14 protein-coding genes are annotated in these 17,121 nt (G+C 70.2%); 8 read left to right on the top strand and 6 right to left on the bottom strand.

Annotated features, from left to right (window positions below; all coding sequences use genetic code 11):
* Nucleotides 1-2: 2 nt before the first annotated feature.
* The gene (locus Ahu01nite_RS08840) at nucleotides 3-1,733 is read right to left on the bottom strand and encodes an ABC transporter ATP-binding protein (RefSeq protein WP_203835946.1); all 1,731 of its coding nucleotides are present in this window, start codon (nucleotides 1,731-1,733) and stop codon (nucleotides 3-5) included.
* Nucleotides 1,730-3,385, bottom strand: a complete 1,656-nt coding sequence (locus tag Ahu01nite_RS08835) for an ABC transporter transmembrane domain-containing protein (protein ID WP_239158728.1) — start codon at nucleotides 3,383-3,385, stop codon at nucleotides 1,730-1,732. Before Ahu01nite_RS08835 ends, Ahu01nite_RS08840 begins: the two co-directional genes overlap by 4 nt.
* A gap of 120 nt (nucleotides 3,386-3,505) precedes the next feature.
* Between Ahu01nite_RS08835 and folP the strand changes: the two genes are divergently transcribed.
* Complete coding sequence (gene folP, locus Ahu01nite_RS08830; protein ID WP_239158722.1) at nucleotides 3,506-4,387, top strand: dihydropteroate synthase; 882 nt, start codon at nucleotides 3,506-3,508, stop codon at nucleotides 4,385-4,387.
* 341 nt (nucleotides 4,388-4,728) lie between these two features.
* Here the strand turns inward: folP and Ahu01nite_RS08825 are convergent, their stop codons facing one another.
* Nucleotides 4,729-5,277: a TetR/AcrR family transcriptional regulator gene (locus Ahu01nite_RS08825; RefSeq protein ID WP_203835945.1), complete on the bottom strand. Its 549-nt coding sequence runs from the start codon at nucleotides 5,275-5,277 to the stop codon at nucleotides 4,729-4,731.
* A 96-nt stretch (nucleotides 5,278-5,373) separates the two neighbouring features.
* Here Ahu01nite_RS08825 and Ahu01nite_RS08820 point away from each other — a divergent pair, with 96 nt between their 5' ends.
* Nucleotides 5,374-6,894: a DHA2 family efflux MFS transporter permease subunit gene (locus Ahu01nite_RS08820; RefSeq protein ID WP_203835944.1), complete on the top strand. Its 1,521-nt coding sequence runs from the start codon at nucleotides 5,374-5,376 to the stop codon at nucleotides 6,892-6,894.
* Nucleotides 6,895-7,607: 713 nt separating this feature from the next.
* Nucleotides 7,608-8,759: a HEAT repeat domain-containing protein gene (locus Ahu01nite_RS08815; RefSeq protein WP_203835943.1), complete on the top strand. Its 1,152-nt coding sequence runs from the start codon at nucleotides 7,608-7,610 to the stop codon at nucleotides 8,757-8,759.
* Nucleotides 8,760-8,762: 3 nt separating this feature from the next.
* Here Ahu01nite_RS08815 and Ahu01nite_RS08810 read toward each other — a convergent pair whose 3' ends face one another.
* Complete coding sequence (locus Ahu01nite_RS08810; protein WP_203835942.1) at nucleotides 8,763-9,275, bottom strand: GNAT family N-acetyltransferase; 513 nt, start codon at nucleotides 9,273-9,275, stop codon at nucleotides 8,763-8,765.
* 64 nt (nucleotides 9,276-9,339) lie between these two features.
* Nucleotides 9,340-10,161, bottom strand: coding sequence for an intradiol ring-cleavage dioxygenase (locus Ahu01nite_RS08805; RefSeq protein ID WP_203835941.1), 822 nt, complete (start codon nucleotides 10,159-10,161; stop codon nucleotides 9,340-9,342).
* 223 nt (nucleotides 10,162-10,384) lie between these two features.
* On the opposite strand from Ahu01nite_RS08805, the gene Ahu01nite_RS08800 reads away from it, so the two are divergent.
* The 4 genes from Ahu01nite_RS08800 (at nucleotide 10,385) to Ahu01nite_RS08785 (ending at nucleotide 14,598) form a co-directional block, all read left to right on the top strand.
* Nucleotides 10,385-10,720, top strand: a complete 336-nt coding sequence (locus Ahu01nite_RS08800) for an effector-associated constant component EACC1 (RefSeq protein WP_203835940.1) — start codon at nucleotides 10,385-10,387, stop codon at nucleotides 10,718-10,720.
* Nucleotides 10,717-12,837 carry a caspase family protein gene (locus Ahu01nite_RS08795; protein WP_203835939.1) on the top strand — a complete coding sequence of 707 codons (2,121 nt, stop codon included), beginning with the start codon at nucleotides 10,717-10,719 and terminating at the stop codon, nucleotides 12,835-12,837. Before Ahu01nite_RS08800 ends, Ahu01nite_RS08795 begins: the two co-directional genes overlap by 4 nt.
* On the top strand, nucleotides 12,827-13,492 hold the full coding sequence (locus tag Ahu01nite_RS08790; protein WP_203835938.1) for a hypothetical protein: 666 nt from the start codon (nucleotides 12,827-12,829) through the stop codon (nucleotides 13,490-13,492). Before Ahu01nite_RS08795 ends, Ahu01nite_RS08790 begins: the two co-directional genes overlap by 11 nt.
* A 107-nt stretch (nucleotides 13,493-13,599) precedes the next feature.
* Nucleotides 13,600-14,598, top strand: coding sequence for a LacI family DNA-binding transcriptional regulator (locus Ahu01nite_RS08785; protein ID WP_203835937.1), 999 nt, complete (start codon nucleotides 13,600-13,602; stop codon nucleotides 14,596-14,598).
* Here the strand turns inward: Ahu01nite_RS08785 and Ahu01nite_RS08780 are convergent.
* Nucleotides 14,595-15,647 carry a hypothetical protein gene (locus Ahu01nite_RS08780; protein ID WP_203835936.1) on the bottom strand — a complete coding sequence of 351 codons (1,053 nt, stop codon included), beginning with the start codon at nucleotides 15,645-15,647 and terminating at the stop codon, nucleotides 14,595-14,597. The two genes, Ahu01nite_RS08785 and Ahu01nite_RS08780, sit on opposite strands and share 4 nt — an antisense overlap.
* A gap of 220 nt (nucleotides 15,648-15,867) precedes the next feature.
* Between Ahu01nite_RS08780 and Ahu01nite_RS08775 the strand changes: the two genes are divergently transcribed.
* Nucleotides 15,868-16,878 (top strand): LacI family DNA-binding transcriptional regulator, encoded by a 1,011-nt coding sequence (locus Ahu01nite_RS08775; RefSeq protein ID WP_239158721.1) that lies wholly within the window; start codon nucleotides 15,868-15,870, stop codon nucleotides 16,876-16,878.
* Nucleotides 16,879-17,121: the final 243 nt, after the last annotated feature.

The following is a 17,121-nucleotide window of genomic DNA, read 5'->3' as shown; positions in this document are numbered from 1 at the left end:
CCTCAGCCGTGCCAGGTACGCCAGAGCGCGGCGTAGGTCCCCCCGGCGGCGACCAGGTCGTCGTGGGTGCCCAGCTCGACCAGGCGGCCCGCCTCCATGACCGCGACCCGGTCGGCGTCGTGGGCCGTCTGCAGCCGGTGGGCGATCGCGATGACCGTCCGCGAGTGCAGCACGGCGGCCAGCGCCCGTTCCGCCGCGCGGGCCGTCGCCGGGTCGAGCAGCGCGGTCGCCTCGTCGAGGATCACGGTGTGCGGGTCCGCGAGCACCACCCGGGCGAGCGCGACCTGCTGGGCGGCGGCGCCGTCGAGGGCGTACCCGGCGCCGCCCAGCACCGTGGCGAGGCCGTCGGGGAGTTCCCGGGCCCAGTCCGCGCCGACGACGGTGAGCGCGGCGTGCAGGTCCTCGTCCGTCGCGTCCGGCGCGGCCAGGGTCAGGTTGGCGCGCAGTGTCTCCCGGAACACGTGGTGCTCCTGGGTGACCAGCACGACCTGGCGGCGCAGCAGATCCGGGGGCAGCTCGGCGACGGGCACCCCGCCGGTGGTGACCGTGCCCGTGCGCGGCCGGTCCACGCCGGCGAGCAGGCGGCCCAGCGTCGACTTGCCCGCGCCTGACGGGCCGACCAGGGCGAGGCGCTCCCCCGGGCGTACGGTCAGGTCGACTCCCCGGAGAACGTCGGCGGCTCCGGCGTACGCGTATCGCACGTCATGGACCTCGATCCGATCCCCGACCGGGAGTTTTCCGCCCGGGAAGGCGGTCGGCAGGGCCGCCAGGCCCTCGAGGCGCGCGAACGACGCGCCGCTGCTCTGCAGTTGCTCCAGCCAGATCAGGATCGCGTCGAGCGGCACCGCCAGCTGCCGCAGATACAGCGCGGCCGCCGCGACCTCGCCGAGGGTGAGCAGCCCGTGGGTGTAGAGCGCGCCGCCGATGAGCAGCACCGACACGACCGGGATCACATAGGACACGTCCACCGACGGGTAGAACACCGTGCGCAGGAACAGGGTCCGCAGGCGGGTGCGCCGGGCCTCGGCGAGCACCTGCCGGGCATGCGCGGCGCGGCGTTCCAGCAGACCCAGTGCCTCGACGGTACGCGCCCCGGCGACGGCCGCCGTCAGCTCGTCCGCCAGCGCCGACCCGGCCGCCCCCTCGTCCAGGTACGCCGTCCGCGCCCGCCGCAGGTACCAGCGGGTCACCACCGCGATCCCGGACAGCCCCAGCACCGCGACCCCACCGAGCAGCGGGTCCAGGAAGAACACCGCGACCAGCACGAACACGGCCTGAGCGGCGGCGATCAGCACCTCCGGCACCGCGTCACGCAGGGTGGTGGCGACCGCGTTGACGTCGGCCGTCCCACGGGCGGTGAGATCCCCGGCCGGCACCCGCTCGGCGAGCGCGGGCGGCAGGGCGAGCACCCGGTCCAGATAGCTCTCCCGGATCCGGGCCGCCGTACGCTCCCCGAACCGGTACCCGATCGCCATCGCCGAACGGCCCAGCAGGATCTGTGTGAGCGTGCAGAGCAGGATGCCGAGCGCGAGCCGGTCGACCAGGTGCACCGACGCCCTGTTCTCGGCGACCGCGTCGACGATGTGCCCGAGCAGCCACGGCCCGGTCAGCCCGGCGACGGCGGCGACGGCGTTCAGCGCGACCATCGCCACCACGGCCCGTTTGTCGGCCCGGATCAGGTCGAACGCCGCGCGGCGGACACCGGCCCGGTCCGCGACCGGCAGCCGGATCACCGGACCGCCCCGGTGGCCGCGTCCTCTCCCGCGGTCTCCCCCGCTGTCCGGGTCACCAGGGCGCGGTACCCGGGCTGGGTGCCGAGCAGCTCGCGGTGCGTCCCGGTGGCGGCGACCCGGCCGTCGACCAGGTAGATGACGCAGTCGGCACGCTCCAGCAGCGCCGGTGACGTGGTCGTGATCAGCGTGGTCTGCCCGGCCCGGACCGCCTTGAGCCGTTCGGCGACGGTGGCCTCGGTGTGCGCGTCGACCGCGGAGGTCGGCTCGACGGCGAGCAGGATCTCGGGGTCGTGCAGCAGCGCGCGGGCCAGGCGTACCCGCTGGCGCTGCCCGCCGGAGAGGTTGCGCCCCCGGTCCTCGACGGGTTGCCGGCCGGACAGGTCCGTCGCCGCCGCGGCCGCCAGGGCATAGGCGATCTCGCCGTGCCCCCGGGTGGCGCGCCCGGCGACGGCCTCGGCGAGGGTCCCGGTGAACAGGTACGACTCGTTGTCGGCGACCAGGATCCGCTCCCGGACGGCGAGCGTGTCGACGCGTACGCCGCCCCAGGTCGCCTCGGTGGGACCGTACCCGCCGAGCCGGTCCACCACGGCCGTGGCATCGGCGGAGCGGGCGGTCGCGAGCACCGCGAACCGGCCGGGCACGACCACCACCCCGGACTGCGGATCGCTCAGCTCGGCCGGGGCGCACGGGAACCACATCAGCTGCGCCGGCGGGACGGGAAGCCGCAGGAACCCCAGCACCCGCCGCCCCGCGACCAGCGCATGCCCGATGTCGAACCCGCCCTCGATCAGGAACGCGACCGGGACGACGAGCATCGCCGCGTACCCCCAGACCGCGACCAGCTCGCCCGCGGTGATGGCACCCGCGGCGGCCATCCGGGCGGCGAGCCAGATCACCACGGCCAGGAACAACGCGGGCAGGCCCACCCCGAGCGCCTGGATCCAGCTGGTCACGGCACCGACCCGGTAACCCTCCCTCGCCACCGCCTGCGACTCGCGGTGATAGCGCCGCGCGAACCCGTCCTTGCCACCGAGCCCGTTCAGCACCTGCAACCCACCGACCACATCGGCGAGCCGGTCGGCGAGCGCACCCTGCCGCTCGCGGTAACTGAGCCCGGCCCGCTGCAGGCTGCGCAGCATCGGCCCGACAACAAGGGCCAGCACGGGTACGCCCGCCAGCACCACCACCGCCAGCAGCGGGGAGATGTGCAGCAACAGGACGGCGACTATCGCGTACGCCACGGCGGCCCCGAACCCCGGCCCGGTCACGGTCAGCGCCTGAGCGAGCACCCACACATCGGCCACGCCGATGGTGACGACCTCCCCCGCCCCCACCCGCCGGGGCAGCGCCGATCCGAGACTCGCCGCATGGGTGAGCACCACCCGCACGGTCCGGAACCCCGCATCGAGCCTGATCTTCGTCATCGTCCGATGCCGCAGAATCGCCAGCGCGGCATTGGCCACTCCCGCCACCAGCAGCGCGGCCACCCACACGGCCAGCACCGGCAGATCCCGCCGCTGCAACCCCCGGTCAACAGCCTGGGACAACAGGTACGGCGGCAGCGTCAGCCCCGCCATCCACGCCGACCCGACCAGCCCGCCGACGGCGATGCGCCACTTCTGATGCCGCACGAGCCACCACAGATACCACATCGGGCCTCGTAAGTCGGCAACTGCGAGTCCCGTCTCCGTCACGCCTTGCACCCTATTGCGCGCCGATCATCCTTCGGAACCCCCCAATACCGCACCTCAGGGCACAGGTAGTCTCGCGACGTGAGTGTTTACGCACCCCCGCTGATCAGCGCGCAACGGCTCATCGGCGGGCGGTCGTACGACTTCTCCCGGCGCGTCGTGGTGATGGCCATCGTCAACCGCACGCCGGACTCCTTCCACGACCGCGGCCGCACGTTCGCCCTCGAGAAGGCGACCGAGGCGGTACAGAAAGCGGCGGGCGCGGGTGCCGACTGGATCGACATCGGCGGCGTACCGTTCGCTCCCGGCCCGGAGGTCTCCGCCGCCGAGGAGCTGGACCGGGTACTCCCGGTGGTCGAGGCCGCCCAGGGCCTCGCAGTGGTCTCGGTGGACACGTTCCGCCCCGAGGTCGCCGAGGCCGTGATCAAAGCCGGCGCGGGCGTCATCAACGACACGTCAGGCCTGCGCGACGTCCGGATGGCCGAGGTCGTCGCGGATTCCGACGCCACCCTGGTGATCACCCACAGCCTCGCCGCACCCCGCACCCTGCACCCCAGCCCGCAGTACCAGGACGTCGCGAAGGAGATCGCCGATTTCCTGCGCTCCCGGGTGGAGACCGCTCTGGCCCATGGGGTACGCCCGGAGCAGATCGTCATCGACCCCGGTCACGACCTGAACAAGAACACCCTGCACACCCTCGAACTCACCCGCCGCCTGCGCGAGATCGCCGACATCGGCTATCCCCTTCTCGCCGCGGTCAGCAACAAGGACTTCATCGGCGAAACCCTCGACGCCCCCCAGCACGAACGCCTCGCCGGCACCCTCGCCACCCTCGTCTTCACCATCCTCCACGGCGCCCGCATCGTCCGCGTCCACGACGTCAAGGCAGCCGTCGACGCCGTCCACATGACCGAAGCCCTCCTCGGCCTCCGCGACCCGGTCTACCTCCGCCACAACATGTGACCGGTCGGGTCTGGTGACCTGAGCCGGTAGTTGTCCGTCAGTTCGGCCCGGGTGGATCACCCGGGCCGTAGCCGCTGCCGGTGGCGTTCCGGCGCCCACTGCCCGCTGCGGCAGACGGTCGCGGCGACCGGATTGCCGCGAGGCTGGATGTTGCGCTGCAGACCGGAATGCGACAACTTCCTGCGGTGCAGTTCGTCAAAACTGGCCAATCGCGTCTGACAGACGAACATATGTTTCCTGGCCAGACATGATTGGCCCACGCTTGACACCTGACGCCGCAGAAGATTGCGGCCCAGCCGGTTTCGGCGCACCTTCGTGCCCGTGGCCAGATCCCGGCGGCATCAGCTTTCCTCGTCGTCGAAGTCGATGAGTTCGGTCATCCACGGGTCGCGCGGGACGGCGTCGGGTCCGAGGACACGCATGGCGCCGAGGATCGTCATCAGCATTCCCATGGCGAGGAACTGGCGCGTTTCCTTGACGCCGGCACCGGTGAGTTCGCGGATCGTCCGGTAGATCGTGCCGAAGCAGTCGCGGACGACGGGGCCGATCGCCGGGTCGGCGCTCGCGGTGTAGCCGTGCAGCAGACAGGTGATCAGCTCCCGCTCGGCGAGCAGCTCCTCGTAGGCCGAGCCGAGGGAGGCCAGGGTCGGGTCGGCCTTCGCCGCCTCGCGGAAGCGGTCCTCGATCCGGGCGGCCGCGTGGGTGACCGCCGCGATGAAGAGCTGCTGCTTGCTGCCGAAGAGCCGGATCACGTACGGCTGGGACACCCCGGCGAGACCCGCGACCTGATCGGTGGTCGTCCCGGCGTACCCACCGGTGGCGAAAGCGGTGACTGCGGCCCGGACCAATTGGTCCTGGCGTTCCTCGGCAGTGAGTCGTGACCTGGTCATCCACTCATGTTATCAGCTGATTCCCACTCGACATTGACAAGTTATCAGCTGATAACTACCTTCCTAGTTATCAGCCGATAACAACTGGGAGTCACGATGACCGCCCTCGCCTCACCGGCACCCGCCGCAGCCGCGGCACCACGCCGCAACCGGCCCCTCGCGGCCGTGATCGCCGCCGTCGGCATCCCGACGTTCATGGTCACGCTCGACAACCTCGTGGTGACCACGGCGCTGCCCGTGATCAAGGCCGACATCGGCGCCTCGATCACCGACCTGCAGTGGTTCGTCAACGCCTACACGCTGCCCTTCGCCGCTTTCCTGCTCACCGCCGCGGCCCTCGGCGACCGTCTCGGCCGGCGCCGGCTGTATCTCGGCGGCATCGTGCTCTTCACGCTCGCCTCCGCGGCAGCTGCCCTCGCCACCGAGCCCTGGCAGCTCACCGCCGCCCGCGCGATCCAGGGCATCGGCGGCGCGGCGGTGACGCCGCTGTCGCTGACCCTGCTCGCCCAGGCGGGCCCCGACCGGCTGCGCAACGCCTCCGTCGGCATCTGGGGCGGCATCAGCGGCCTCGGCGTCGCGATCGGCCCGGTGGTCGGCGGCGCGGTCATCGAAGGCCTCGACTGGTCGTTCATCTTCTGGCTCAACGTCCCGGTCGGCGTCATCGCGGTCATCCTCGCGGCCACCGTCCTCGACGAATCCCGAGGCGGCGCCCGCCGCCTCGACCCCCTCGGCCTCGTCCTGTCAGCGGCCGGCATGCTCCTGCTCGTCTGGGGGGTCGCCGACGGCCCCGACCACGGCTGGACCTCGGCCCGGGTGCTCGGCATGCTCGCCGGCGGCGTGGCCCTGCTCACCGCGTTCGTGGTCTGGCAGCGCCGCAACAGCACCCCGATGCTGCCGCTGATCCTGTTCCGCAACCGCGCGTTCAGCCTGGTCAGCGTCGTCAGCCTGACATTCTCCGCCGGAGCGTTCGGCGCCGTCTTCCTCCTGGCCCAGTTCTTCCAGGTCGTCCAGGGCCTCACCCCCCTGGAAGCCGGCGTACGCACCCTGGCCTGGACCGCCGCCCCGATGCTCGTCGCACCCCTCGCCGGCATCTACTCCGACCGCCTCGGCGTCCGCAACATGATCGTCGCCGGCCAGGTCTTCCTCGCCGCGGGCGTCATCTGGCTCGCCGTCGTCACCACCACCACGGTCACCTACCCCCACATGGTCACCGGCTTCATCCTCGCCGGCATCGGCATGGGCCTCAGCTTCGCCCCGATCAGCACCCTCGCCCTGGCCAGCGCCCCCGCCGACCAGCGAGGCGTCGCCTCCGGCACCAACAACACCATCCGCCAGGCCGGCGTCGCCATCGGCGTCGCGGTCCTCGCCTCGGTCTTCAGCTCCGCCGGCAGCTACTCCAGCCCCCAGTCCTTCGTGGACGGCCTCGTCCCCGCCGTCCTGGTCGGCGGCGCAGTCATCGCCGTGGGCGCAGTGGTCGCCCTCTTCCTCCCCGGCCGCAACACCGCTCTGACCGTCACAGCCTCCCCGGTCGCAACGGTCACTCCGACCGGCACGGACGCCGAGGTCGCAACCGTCCCCACGGTCGCTGCGGTCACCCCAGTCGGCACAGCCGACTGAGTCGAGCACAGCCGACTGAGTCGAGCACGGTCAGCACGGTCGGCACGGTCAGCACGGTCAGCACGGTCGGCAGCACGGCTGACTTCCAGGACGGCTCAACCGATTCCGGTCGGCACGGCTACCTCCGACCAGCGTGATCAACCCGGTCAGCACGATCACCCCTGGGCCGCACGGCTGGCCCCAGGCCGCACGACAGACTCCGGGCGGCGTGATCGCTCCAAGCAATGCGGTCAAGGTGGTCGACCTAATCAACCCATCAAGTCAACCTCAATCAACATGAGCAACCCCGGCGGTCCAGATGAGATTGGACCGCCGGGGCATTTGTCATGGCAGGGTGGAATCGCAGGTTCCATCAGGGCGGGATGACCAGCCACGGCAAGCAGGGATGACCTGCCGCAGCGGTGCGGGTCAACTGCTCACGGCAGGGCAGAACGCTCCGGGCGCACCAAAGCAAAGCGCAGGTCACAGAAGTACCGAAGCCCGGTCACAGCAGGGCACGACGAAACGGTCACAGCAGAGCTGAAGCCCGGACACCGCAAGGCAGGACGAAACGGTCACAGAAGTGCTGAAGCCCGGGCACAGCTCATGCTGACCATCTATACGGCTGAGCCCGGCTCGCCGAGCGCCGAGGCGCTCGGGCTGCTCGCTTCGTGGTCGGCCGTGGCCGTCCGCTGAGCCGGGTTTCTGTCGTACCCGGCTGTTAGGTTCACGCGGTGTTCGATTCGCTCATGTGCGCGTACGGTCCTGCTACCGAGGTTCCCGAGCTGCTGACGGCGCTGGGCTCCGCCGACGTGGCCCGGCGCGGGTTCGCCCGCTCCGAGCTCGGGCACATGCTTGCCCATCAGGGCTCGAAATACGATGCCAGCGCCGCCGCGGTCCCGTTCCTGATCGAGATCCTGAGCGGGACCGGCGCTGGACGGCACGAGGCTTATGAGCTGCTCGCCCTCATCTCCGACAACGACGAGTTGCCCCGGCACCGCACGCGTGCCGCCGGGCCGTCTCTGGTCGAGCTGACCCGGCGGCGCTTCGAGTGGCGGCTGTCCCGGCGCCCCGCCGACCCGGCCGAGCGTTATCCGTGGCAGTTCGGCGAGATCGTCGCCCCGGAGACCGACGAACGGCGGTGGCAACTGCGGGCCTACGAGGCGGTCGGTGCGGGGCTCACGGCGTACGTGGAGATTCTTGATGATCCTGACCCGCGCCTGCGGATCGGCGCCGCCCACCTGATCGCCGCCCACCCGGCGCCGGGGGCCGTGCCCGCCCTGATCGCGCGGCTGACCACCGAGACCAGCCCCATGGTCGCGGCCTCGCTGTGCGTCGCGGCCGGCCAGTGCGGCGAGACCGGCGACCCGGCTCTGCTCAGCGCCCTGACCCTCTGGCGCGACGCCCCGCACCGCCTGGCCCACCTCGCGGCCCTGATGGCGATCGCCCAGCTCACCGACGCCCCCGACGACGCCCTGCTCACCGAGCTGGCGATCTGCCTGATCGAGCCCGACGACCCGATCGAGGACTGGCCCTTCCACGACCGGCCCTCCGCGGGCGCCTGCTGGTCCCTGGAGACACTCGCCCCGGCCGACAATCCCGCCCTGCCCGGCATCCTGCTCGACCAGCTCCGCCACCACCGCGCGGAGGGTTTCTACTACAACGTCGTCGAGCTGCTGATCGGCACGCTCTTCGCGGACGGCCCGCTGAGCGACGACGCCCGGTTCGCCGCCCTGACCCCGGAGCAGCAGGAGCTGGTCGAGCTGGCGGTGCGGCACCACCTGCTCGCCGAGGACCCGATGCCGAGCGCCTTCGCCGGCATCAACCTGCCCCACGAGGAGGTCGCCCTGGCGGTCTGGTCGGAGCTGTCCACCACTCACTCCTGATTGTCACGAAGAGGTGCGGGCCAGGCTGAACAGTTCGCAGGTCATCGAGTAGTAGCGGTCCGTCCGGCCCTGCCCGGTCATCCCGAGACGCCGGCAGACCGCCTGCGAGGCCTCGTTGCCGGGGTGGGTGACGGCGAAGATCTCCTCGAGGCCCGCCTCGAACGCGTAGCGCAGCACCGTCTGCGCCGCTTCACCCGCGTAGCCGTTGCCCCACGCGTCGGGGTGGAAGAACCAGCCGATCTCGGTGTCACCGGTGCCGTCGAGCTCGACCAGCAGCAGGGCGCCGAGCAACTGCCCACCCTCAAGACCTTCCACAGCCCAGACGCCGCGTACGCCGTCAGCGCGCCTCTGCCAGCGCCCGATCTGCGCCCGCGCCGCCTCTAGGTCGCCGAGCACCCGCGGCTCGGGGCCGATGTAGCGCTGGACCTCCCACCGCGAGCACATGTCGAGGACAAAAGGGGCGTCGTCGTCGTGCCATTCGCGCAGTCGCAGGCGCTTCGAGCTCAGGGGAAGCATCGGCAAAGGGTATGGGGACGCGCGGCCCGTCACGGGACGGGCCGCGCCGTGGGTGTTCCAGGTTTCAACCGTTGACCGTGATGGTCAGCGCCGCCGTGTATCCGGCGGTGGTGGAGCCGCTGACCGTGGCCATCTCGCGGGCCGCGAGGTCGTCGCCGAAGACCATGTCGGACGCGAGGGTGATCCGGCTGAGGTTCGTCACGCTCGCGCTGTATCCGGTGGTCTGGTAGACCGCCGCCGACACGTCGCGGGGCAGGGCGATCTGCGAGGTCTTGACGATCGGGCCGCTGCCGCTGGTGGCCGCCGTCAGGGACGAGTAGACCTCGAAGTGGATGTGCGGCCACCGCCCCGAGTAGCAGCCGGGGTAGATGCTGGTGAAGCTGACCTTGCCGGTCGCGTCGGTGGCCTGGATGCCGCGCAGGTAGTTCTGGTTGGTGACGCCGCTGGAGTACATCGAGTAGCGGCCCTCGCGGTCGCAGTGCCAGGCGTAGACGGCGGCCCCCACCAGTGGCGCGCAGCTGAGCTTGAGCACGGTGAGCGAGAACGTGAGCGGGATGCCCCCGGCCACGCCGCTGGCGGTGCCGAACGACGAGCGGATGTCGCTGCGCACGACACCGGAGACGGTCCGGATCTGCGGGCCGTTGCTGCCGTCGGCGGGGTACGGCCCGGCGGTCTCCGACTCGACCTCGGCCGCGCACGCCGCCTCGGCAGGAGACTGGTCGAGCAGCAGCCTGCCGCCGACCGCCGTCAGCACCCCGGCGCCCCCGAGCGCGGTGAGCATCCTGCGCCGCGACATCGTCCGCAGATCGAACTGCAGCCCCTTGTCGTGCACTTCCCGGACGTACGCGTCGTTGTCGATCGTGGCTTCGGTGGGTTCCTCGATCATCGTGGTTTCTCCTGTTCGCCGTGGTTCCGGAACGAAGCAGGCAGTGAAACATCGAAATCTATGAATGAACTATGAATCGTGGCGTGCGAGCGACTTCCCGCAGACTGCGCAACATGGATCTCCGCCTGTCCCGGCCCGTGTTGCCACCGAATGGTCGACTCGATCCGCGCCCGGGAGGTGCCACTATCAGCAGTAGCGGGCCGTTACCGACCAAGGAGAAGCAATGGATCAACTGGAGATAGACATCGCCGATGTCCCACCTGGCCGGCGCGGTGGATACGCAACCGAGCTTCGGGAGTTCCTGCTCGCCGAGGGCGGCGTTGCACAGATCGACATCGTTCGCTCCGACCCCGGCAAACAGGATCTCGGCGCCACCCTGATCATCGCGGCGGGGGCAGCCGCGATCGCGGTGGCCAAGGGACTGCAGAAGTGGGTTGCGAAACGCAATACGTCCAGCGTGATCGTCAAATGCGGTAAGGGCAAGGAGGTCCGCGTCACCAACATCTCCGGGAAACGTGCCGACGAGCTCGCCCGCGAGCTGAGCGAAATCTGCGGATGAACGGTCCGGCGCTCGTCGTGGTACTGCTCGGCGCGTCGAGATATCCGAGCCGGCCGGACCTCACCAACGACATGTTCCGCAAATCCTGCATCCGATTCCGCGGGTACGCAACGGTACGGCTCGGCGCCCGGGTCCTGGATCTTTTCGACTCGCCGGACTCCCCGGGTGATCTGGTGACTCAGATCCAGGAATTCCTCGCCGAGAACACCGGCTCCGACGTGCTGGTCTACTTCGTCGGACACGGCGCCCGGACTTCGATCGACGGCCCGTTCGCGCTGTTCACCGCCGTGGCGAGGCAGAACGCGATGAAGTCGACAGCGTTCTCCGCCGATTATCTGGTGGAGGCGACACGCGAGGCCGGGCGGACCCGCCGCATTCATTTCCTGCTGGATGCCTGTTTCTCCGGAGCCGCCACGCAGAACTTCACCGCCCCCATGGGCAGCGCCGGCGTCGCCATTCTCGCCTCGGCCAGCAGCGATGACTCCTCGTCCTCGGCCGGCGACGGCGCGACGGTGTTCACCGCGGCGCTGATGGACGTGCTGGAGCGCGGGGACCGCGGCTACAAGCGCCGGCTGAGCCTGCGAAACCTTCGTGATCTCATCGTTCGGGAGATCGGGCACTCCGAGGTCCGCCCCGAGCTGCATTCACCGCAGCAACGCGAGGGTGATGCCGCCGACCTGGAGCTGTTCCCCAACGCCGCCTACGACTATGAGCCGGCACCGGAGGACGGCAACCGACCGTGGTGCTCGGTGGTGGCGAGCTCCGATGCCGGCAGAACCTTCGCGGGGTCCGTCGAGCGGTTCAGCAGCCTTTCCCGGCGCGAGATCGATGAGAAGACCGGCTGGTCGCTGCGCGAGCTTCCCACCGAGGTCCGCGCCGCTGACGTGTTCATCGACACCGCGAGCTTCGAGCGCGCCGTGACCGCGGTCTGCGAGGCCGACCTTGCGTTCTTCGACCTCACCGACATGGAGCCCGCGGTTCTGGTGCTCCTGGGCATCCGCGCGGTTATCCGGCGCGGTGTCACCATCTGTTCGACCGCCGAGGACTCCACCGGCCTGCTCTCGCCGACACCTCCGTTCCTGCTGCGCGACATCAACGTCGTCCGGCACGGCGCAGGGACCGTGGCTCAGGAATGGTTCCGCCGGCGGGCGGTCGCCGGAATTCTGGACTTCATCCGCGCCCCGCACCGCTACGCGGACCTGCCCGGATTCGACGCCGTCCGGCAGCCCAGGACCGGACGGCTGGAACGAAGCCGGATCCCGTTCGACGAGCGGGTGCTGGTCCTGTGCTCGTTCGACCCCGGTCGCGACCAGAACTGGGAGCAGCAACTGTCCCCCTCGTTGAAGGCCGCCGTGGCCGGGCGTTCCACCCGATCGGTGAATACTCGCATCGAGCGCACTCTGGAGATGGTCTCGGCCCGTCTCGTCTCGGCAAATCTGTTCGAGGCGATTCGCTTCACCGACTTCTGCCTGTGCGACCTCACCGGGTGGCGGCCGAACGTGCTGTTCGAACTGGGCATGCGGATCGCCGCCAACCCGATCGAGCCGGTCTGTGTGCTGGAGATCCCGGATTCCGGCGCGGAGGGGATATTCGATGTCGTGGGACAACGCTCGGACCTGGTCCGGACGCTCGGCGCGCGTGAGTACGACCTGGCGAACTTCGCCACCTTCCAGGAGATGGTCGACCGGCATCGGGAACTGGTCCGCGTCGCGGACGAGCGCCGCCTCACCCAGGAGGGCGTGTACTGGAAGGCATGGCAGCACGCCGACCCCGTCGGTGAGACCGCGGCCAACGACGTGGTCCGGCTGCTGCAGCACCTCGCGGCCGACCTGGTCGCGGACAGGACGAGCGGCGAGTCCCCACTGATCTTCCCACCCGGGCACGCACTCGTCGGCACGGCACGTACCAGCGCCATAGAGGCGCTGGTGGCCGCCTGGTTCTACATGCGTCACCGCTGGCCCGCTTCCCCCGGCCAGGAGCAGGTCGCTCTGCTGAAGACCGTTGGCTATCAGCTCACCGAGCTGCTCGGCGACTCCGCCGATGAAGCCGATCAACGCCTCGCCGGTGAGACGCTCGACCACCTGGACCAGCTGGAAGGGGCAGCAGATGGAGCATGACCACGTCGCGATGAACCGGGAGGACGTGCTCGACCTGGCGGACCAGCTCCGGCAGCGGGCGCGCGTTCAGGCGCGCAACGGCCGGCCCGGCCCGGCCCGGAAGCTGCTCCGCGAGGTCGTCTCGCTGCTCGGCACAGCCATGGGAGCTATCGATGACGAATCCCAGCAGGCCGAACTGGCCAAGGCGCTGGCCGACGCGCACGGCATGCTGGGCGGGGTGGAGTGGCGCGCAGGCGACCTGACCGAGGCCGCGGCGGCTTATGAACGAGGCCGGGCGATCGAGCAGGACCCACAATTCGGCATCGTCGACTCCTACAACCTCACCAACGCCCTGGTGCTGCGGATCCTGCTCGAACCGGGCGATGTGGAGAGCTTCAACGAGGAGTTGCGGGCGGCACGGGCGACGGTCGGCCTGCAGGTGGCGGGCCCGCGGGGCGAGCAGTGGTGGGCGTGGGCGGACTACGGCCTGCTCTGCCTGCTCACCGACGCCACCGACGAGGCCGCCAGGGCCTACGAACAGTTCCGGATCAGCGGCCCTGGTCCCGCCGACCGTGAATCCGTGGGCCGGGTGCTGCACGAGCTCGCCGACGCGGTCGAGCAGGTCGACGAGCGGCGCAGCCGGGCCATCCGCGACGTCGCTGCCGGACTCGGCTAGCCCTGGCGGCCTGCGGCGAGCGCCGCCGCCGAAACTGGGATCGGACGTTGGGCGCAACCTGTGGAATACTTCCGGTCCTCGGTTCCGAAAGTTACGAGGAGGGGCCCGTGGCCCGCGTGACCATCGCCGCGATCGCAAGTGAGGCCGGCGTCTCTGTGCCGACCGTGTCCCGGGTGCTGAACGGGCGGGCGGATGTTGCCCCGCAGACGCGGGAGCTCGTGGAGAAGCTGCTGAAACAGCACGGGTACCGGCGGCGGGCTTCTCGTCAGCAGCCGGGGCGGGCCGCGCTGGTCGACCTGGTGTTCAACGATCTGGACAGTCCGTGGGCGGTGGAGCTGATCCGCGGGGTCGAGGATGTCATGCACGCGTCCGGGGTGGGGACGGTCGTGTCGGCGGTGCACCGCAAGTCGGCGGCGACGCGGCAATGGTTGCAGAATCTGTACGCGCGGCAGTCCGACGGCGTCATTTTCGTGACCTCGGATCTGACCACGCCCGTGTACGCCGAGCTGCAGCGGCTCAACATCCCGGTGGTGGTGGTCGACCCGGCCGGTGGCGCGCCGCTCGACATCCCGACGATCGGGGCGACGAACTGGGCCGGCGGGCTGTCCGCGACGCGGCATCTGACCGCGCTCGGGCATCGCCGGATCGGGTTCATCGCCGGCCCAAAGGAGCTGTTGTGCAGCCGGGCGCGCCTCGACGGGTACCGGGCGGGGCTCGAGCACTCCGACGACAGCCTGATCCGGCAGGGCGACTTCCTCTACGAGTCGGGCTTCACCAGCGGCATGTCGCTACTGGAGATGCCGGAGCCGCCCACCGCCGTGTTCGCGTCCAGCGACACCATGGCGCTCGGGGTGTACGAGGCGGCGCGGCACCGGGGTCTGCGCGTGCCGGACGATCTGAGTGTCATCGGCTTCGACGACCTGCCGGAGGCGCGCTGGGCCTCTCCCCCGCTGACCACCGTGCGCCAGCCCCTGGCCGAGATGGGCGGGCTCGCGGCGCGCACCGCCCTGCGGCTCGCGCAGGGCGGTGACATCGAGACCCCGCGGGTGGAGCTGGCCACCGAACTCGTCGTCCGCGACAGCACAGCCCCACCGAAAACCGCTTAGTCGATCGTGCGGGGCAGCGTTTCGGCGGCCTTCTTCAGGGCCGCTGCCGCGCTGCTGTACGGGTTGTACGTGTACGCCCGCGACAGCGTGCCCGGGATCGTGTAGTACTCCGCCGACAGTTTCGCCGGGTCGGTGGCGATCTCGCCGCGGCCGGGCAGGTCGTTGCCGTCGTCCCAGCCCCACGGGGCGTTCGCGGAGTTGGTGCCGCAGGAGAAGGTTCCCACGCCGCAGTCGCCCGAGGTGTCACCGGCGAACGTGCCGAGCGACGCGAAGAGGCTGCTGTTGGCGCGCTGCGCCCAGAGGCCGCCGTCGGCGAAGATGTCGATGAGCGCGTACTGGACGTCGCGGTCGTTGGTGCTGCCCGGGGTCTCCGCCGTGCCGGACGGGTAGTAGACGATGCCGTCGCCGTTGATGTCGTACTGCGGCCACGCCTTGAGGCCGTGCCCCTGCACCTCCTGGGCGGTCACCGGGTGCTGGAACGCGTCGTGCGGCGAGGACTGCAGCTGCACGGTGCCGTCGATCGTCTCCCGGCCGTTGGTCCACGAGCTTCCGGACGGGGTGTACGAGTAGAAGTCGCTGTGCGCGACGGTGACCATCGAGCGCAGCACGCCGTAGTCGGTGCCGTCCTTCTCGATCGAGAGCATCAGGCCCTCGCCGTCGTTCTCGTGCTCCGTCTCGAAGAACGGGTGGTCGACCCAGTCCCGCGGATGGAAGAGGAAGTACGTGACGAACCAGTGGCTGCTCGTCTCCACGACGGAGTAGTAGACGTTCGCGGCGAAGGACACGTCCGAGTCCGCGGCGCGGTCCCAGTTGTTGCGCCCGTTCAGGTCGCCGTCGTAGTCGACCTTGGTCAGGTAGTCGGACTTTCCGCCGAGTGCGTGGCTGCCGGTGGCGTCCACGTCCTGGTAGTGGATGGGTGCCCAGCGCAGTGCGAGCGCGGCGCGGCTGACCGCGGCGTGTGCCGGGGCCGGCGCGAGCACACCCGCGCCCCCGAGCGCGACGGTCACGGCGGTGGCCAGGGCTGCGGCGATCCTGCCCTTGACGGACATGCGTTCTCCCACGGATCGAAGAGATAGATCGATGGCAATCTAAGAGATCGAGCGGGTCCGCGGTGTGTCCGGCGGGAGAAGAATCCATGGATGGCGGCTGGCCGGGCGGTCAGGCCGGAAGTTCCGGTGTCCCATGAACAGGTTGACTGTGGTCGATTCGTTCAATACCTTCCGGAAGGAAACCTTGCGAGCCGCAACTTCCGGAAACCGGAGGAGCACAGTGGACGATGGCCGGCGCGTCACCATGTCGGCTGTCGCCCGGGCTGCCGGGGTGTCGGTTCCCACCGTGTCGCGCGTGCTCAACGGCCATCCGGACGTGTCGGCGCTGACCCGGATCCGGGTCGAGGCCGCGTTGCGGGAGAACGGCTACCGGCGGCGGGCGGCGCGCCGCTCCGGGCGTACCCTCCTGGTGGATGTGGTCTTTGATGATCTTTATTGCCCGTGGGCGGTCGAGGTCATCCGGGGCATCGAGGACGTGACGCGGGCCGCCGGGATCGGCACGGTGGTCTCCGCGGTGCATCGCGCCCCCCTCGCGTGGCAGCGCTGGCTGGGCAACCTGCGGACCCGATCGGCGGCCGGGGTGATCGCCGCCAACGCCGTGCTCAGCGTCGAGGTCCTGGCCGAGCTGTCGCGGCTGCGCGTCCCGCTCGTGCTGGTCGATCCGGTGACCCCGGCCGGCGCGGGTGTGCCGGCGATCGGCGCGACGAACTGGGCCGGCGCGCTGGGCGCCACGGAACACCTGATCGAACTGGGACATCGGCGGATCGGTTTCATCGGCGGCCCGGCACACGTGCTGTGCAGCCGGGCGCGGTTCGACGGGTACCGCGCCGGGCTCGAAGCCGCGGGGCTCGAAGCCGATCCCGCCCTGATCCGGGAAGGCGATTTCTACCATGAGTCCGGATTCGCAGCGGCCACCGAACTGCTGGCACAAGCGGGCCAGCCGACGGCGCTCTTCGCCGCCAGCGACCAGATGGCGCTCGGTGCCTGCGAGGCCGTGCGGCGGCGGGGCCTGCGGGTGCCCGCCGACGTGAGCGTGATCGGCTTCGACGACGTGCCCGAGGCGCGATGGTCCTCGCCCCCGCTGACCACGGTGCGCCAGCCGCTGCTCGAGATGGGCGGGCTGGCCGCGCGGACGGTGCTGCGCCTGGCCGGGGACGACGGCGTGGTGCCCGTACACGGCATGGAGCTTCCGACCTCGCTGATCAGGCGCGGCACGACCGCGCGAATCTGAAACTTCCGGGATGCATTCTCGGTGATCCGGAAACATCTGCGTGATCAACTACGGTCCGTTCGTGGGAGCGGTCCCACCGGTCCCGAAGTCGGCTTTTCGTGTGTCGGCACGAAGGCCGTTGAGACCCTTGACACACTCGCGGCGAAACCCTACGTTAACGAAATCTCTCGATAACTTACGGCCTCATTTCGAAACTTCCGGTGCCAGTTTCGCCGCACTACCGCGGCTGGAGAGCATGGAGAT

The sequence above is a fragment of the Winogradskya humida genome, assembly GCF_016862215.1.
Lineage (GTDB): Bacteria > Actinomycetota > Actinomycetes > Mycobacteriales > Micromonosporaceae > Actinoplanes > Actinoplanes humidus.
This window is presented reverse-complemented; position numbering and strand designations above follow the sequence as displayed.

What these genes read in the sequence shown, in the direction of transcription:
- Ahu01nite_RS08810 (WP_203835942.1), bottom strand. Translation starts at nt 9,275, where the DNA reads ATGCTTCCCCTGAGCTCGAAGCGCCTGCGACTGCGCGAATGGCACGAC.
- Ahu01nite_RS08795 (WP_203835939.1), top strand. Translation starts at nt 10,717, where the DNA reads ATGAACGGTCCGGCGCTCGTCGTGGTACTGCTCGGCGCGTCGAGATAT.
- Ahu01nite_RS08805 (WP_203835941.1), bottom strand. Translation starts at nt 10,161, where the DNA reads ATGATCGAGGAACCCACCGAAGCCACGATCGACAACGACGCGTACGTC.
- Ahu01nite_RS08780 (WP_203835936.1), bottom strand. Translation starts at nt 15,647, where the DNA reads ATGTCCGTCAAGGGCAGGATCGCCGCAGCCCTGGCCACCGCCGTGACC.
- Ahu01nite_RS08820 (WP_203835944.1), top strand. Translation starts at nt 5,374, where the DNA reads ATGACCGCCCTCGCCTCACCGGCACCCGCCGCAGCCGCGGCACCACGC.
- Ahu01nite_RS08835 (WP_239158728.1), bottom strand. Translation starts at nt 3,385, where the DNA reads ATGTGGTATCTGTGGTGGCTCGTGCGGCATCAGAAGTGGCGCATCGCC.
- Ahu01nite_RS08825 (WP_203835945.1), bottom strand. Translation starts at nt 5,277, where the DNA reads ATGACCAGGTCACGACTCACTGCCGAGGAACGCCAGGACCAATTGGTC.
- Ahu01nite_RS08790 (WP_203835938.1), top strand. Translation starts at nt 12,827, where the DNA reads ATGGAGCATGACCACGTCGCGATGAACCGGGAGGACGTGCTCGACCTG.
- Ahu01nite_RS08800 (WP_203835940.1), top strand. Translation starts at nt 10,385, where the DNA reads ATGGATCAACTGGAGATAGACATCGCCGATGTCCCACCTGGCCGGCGC.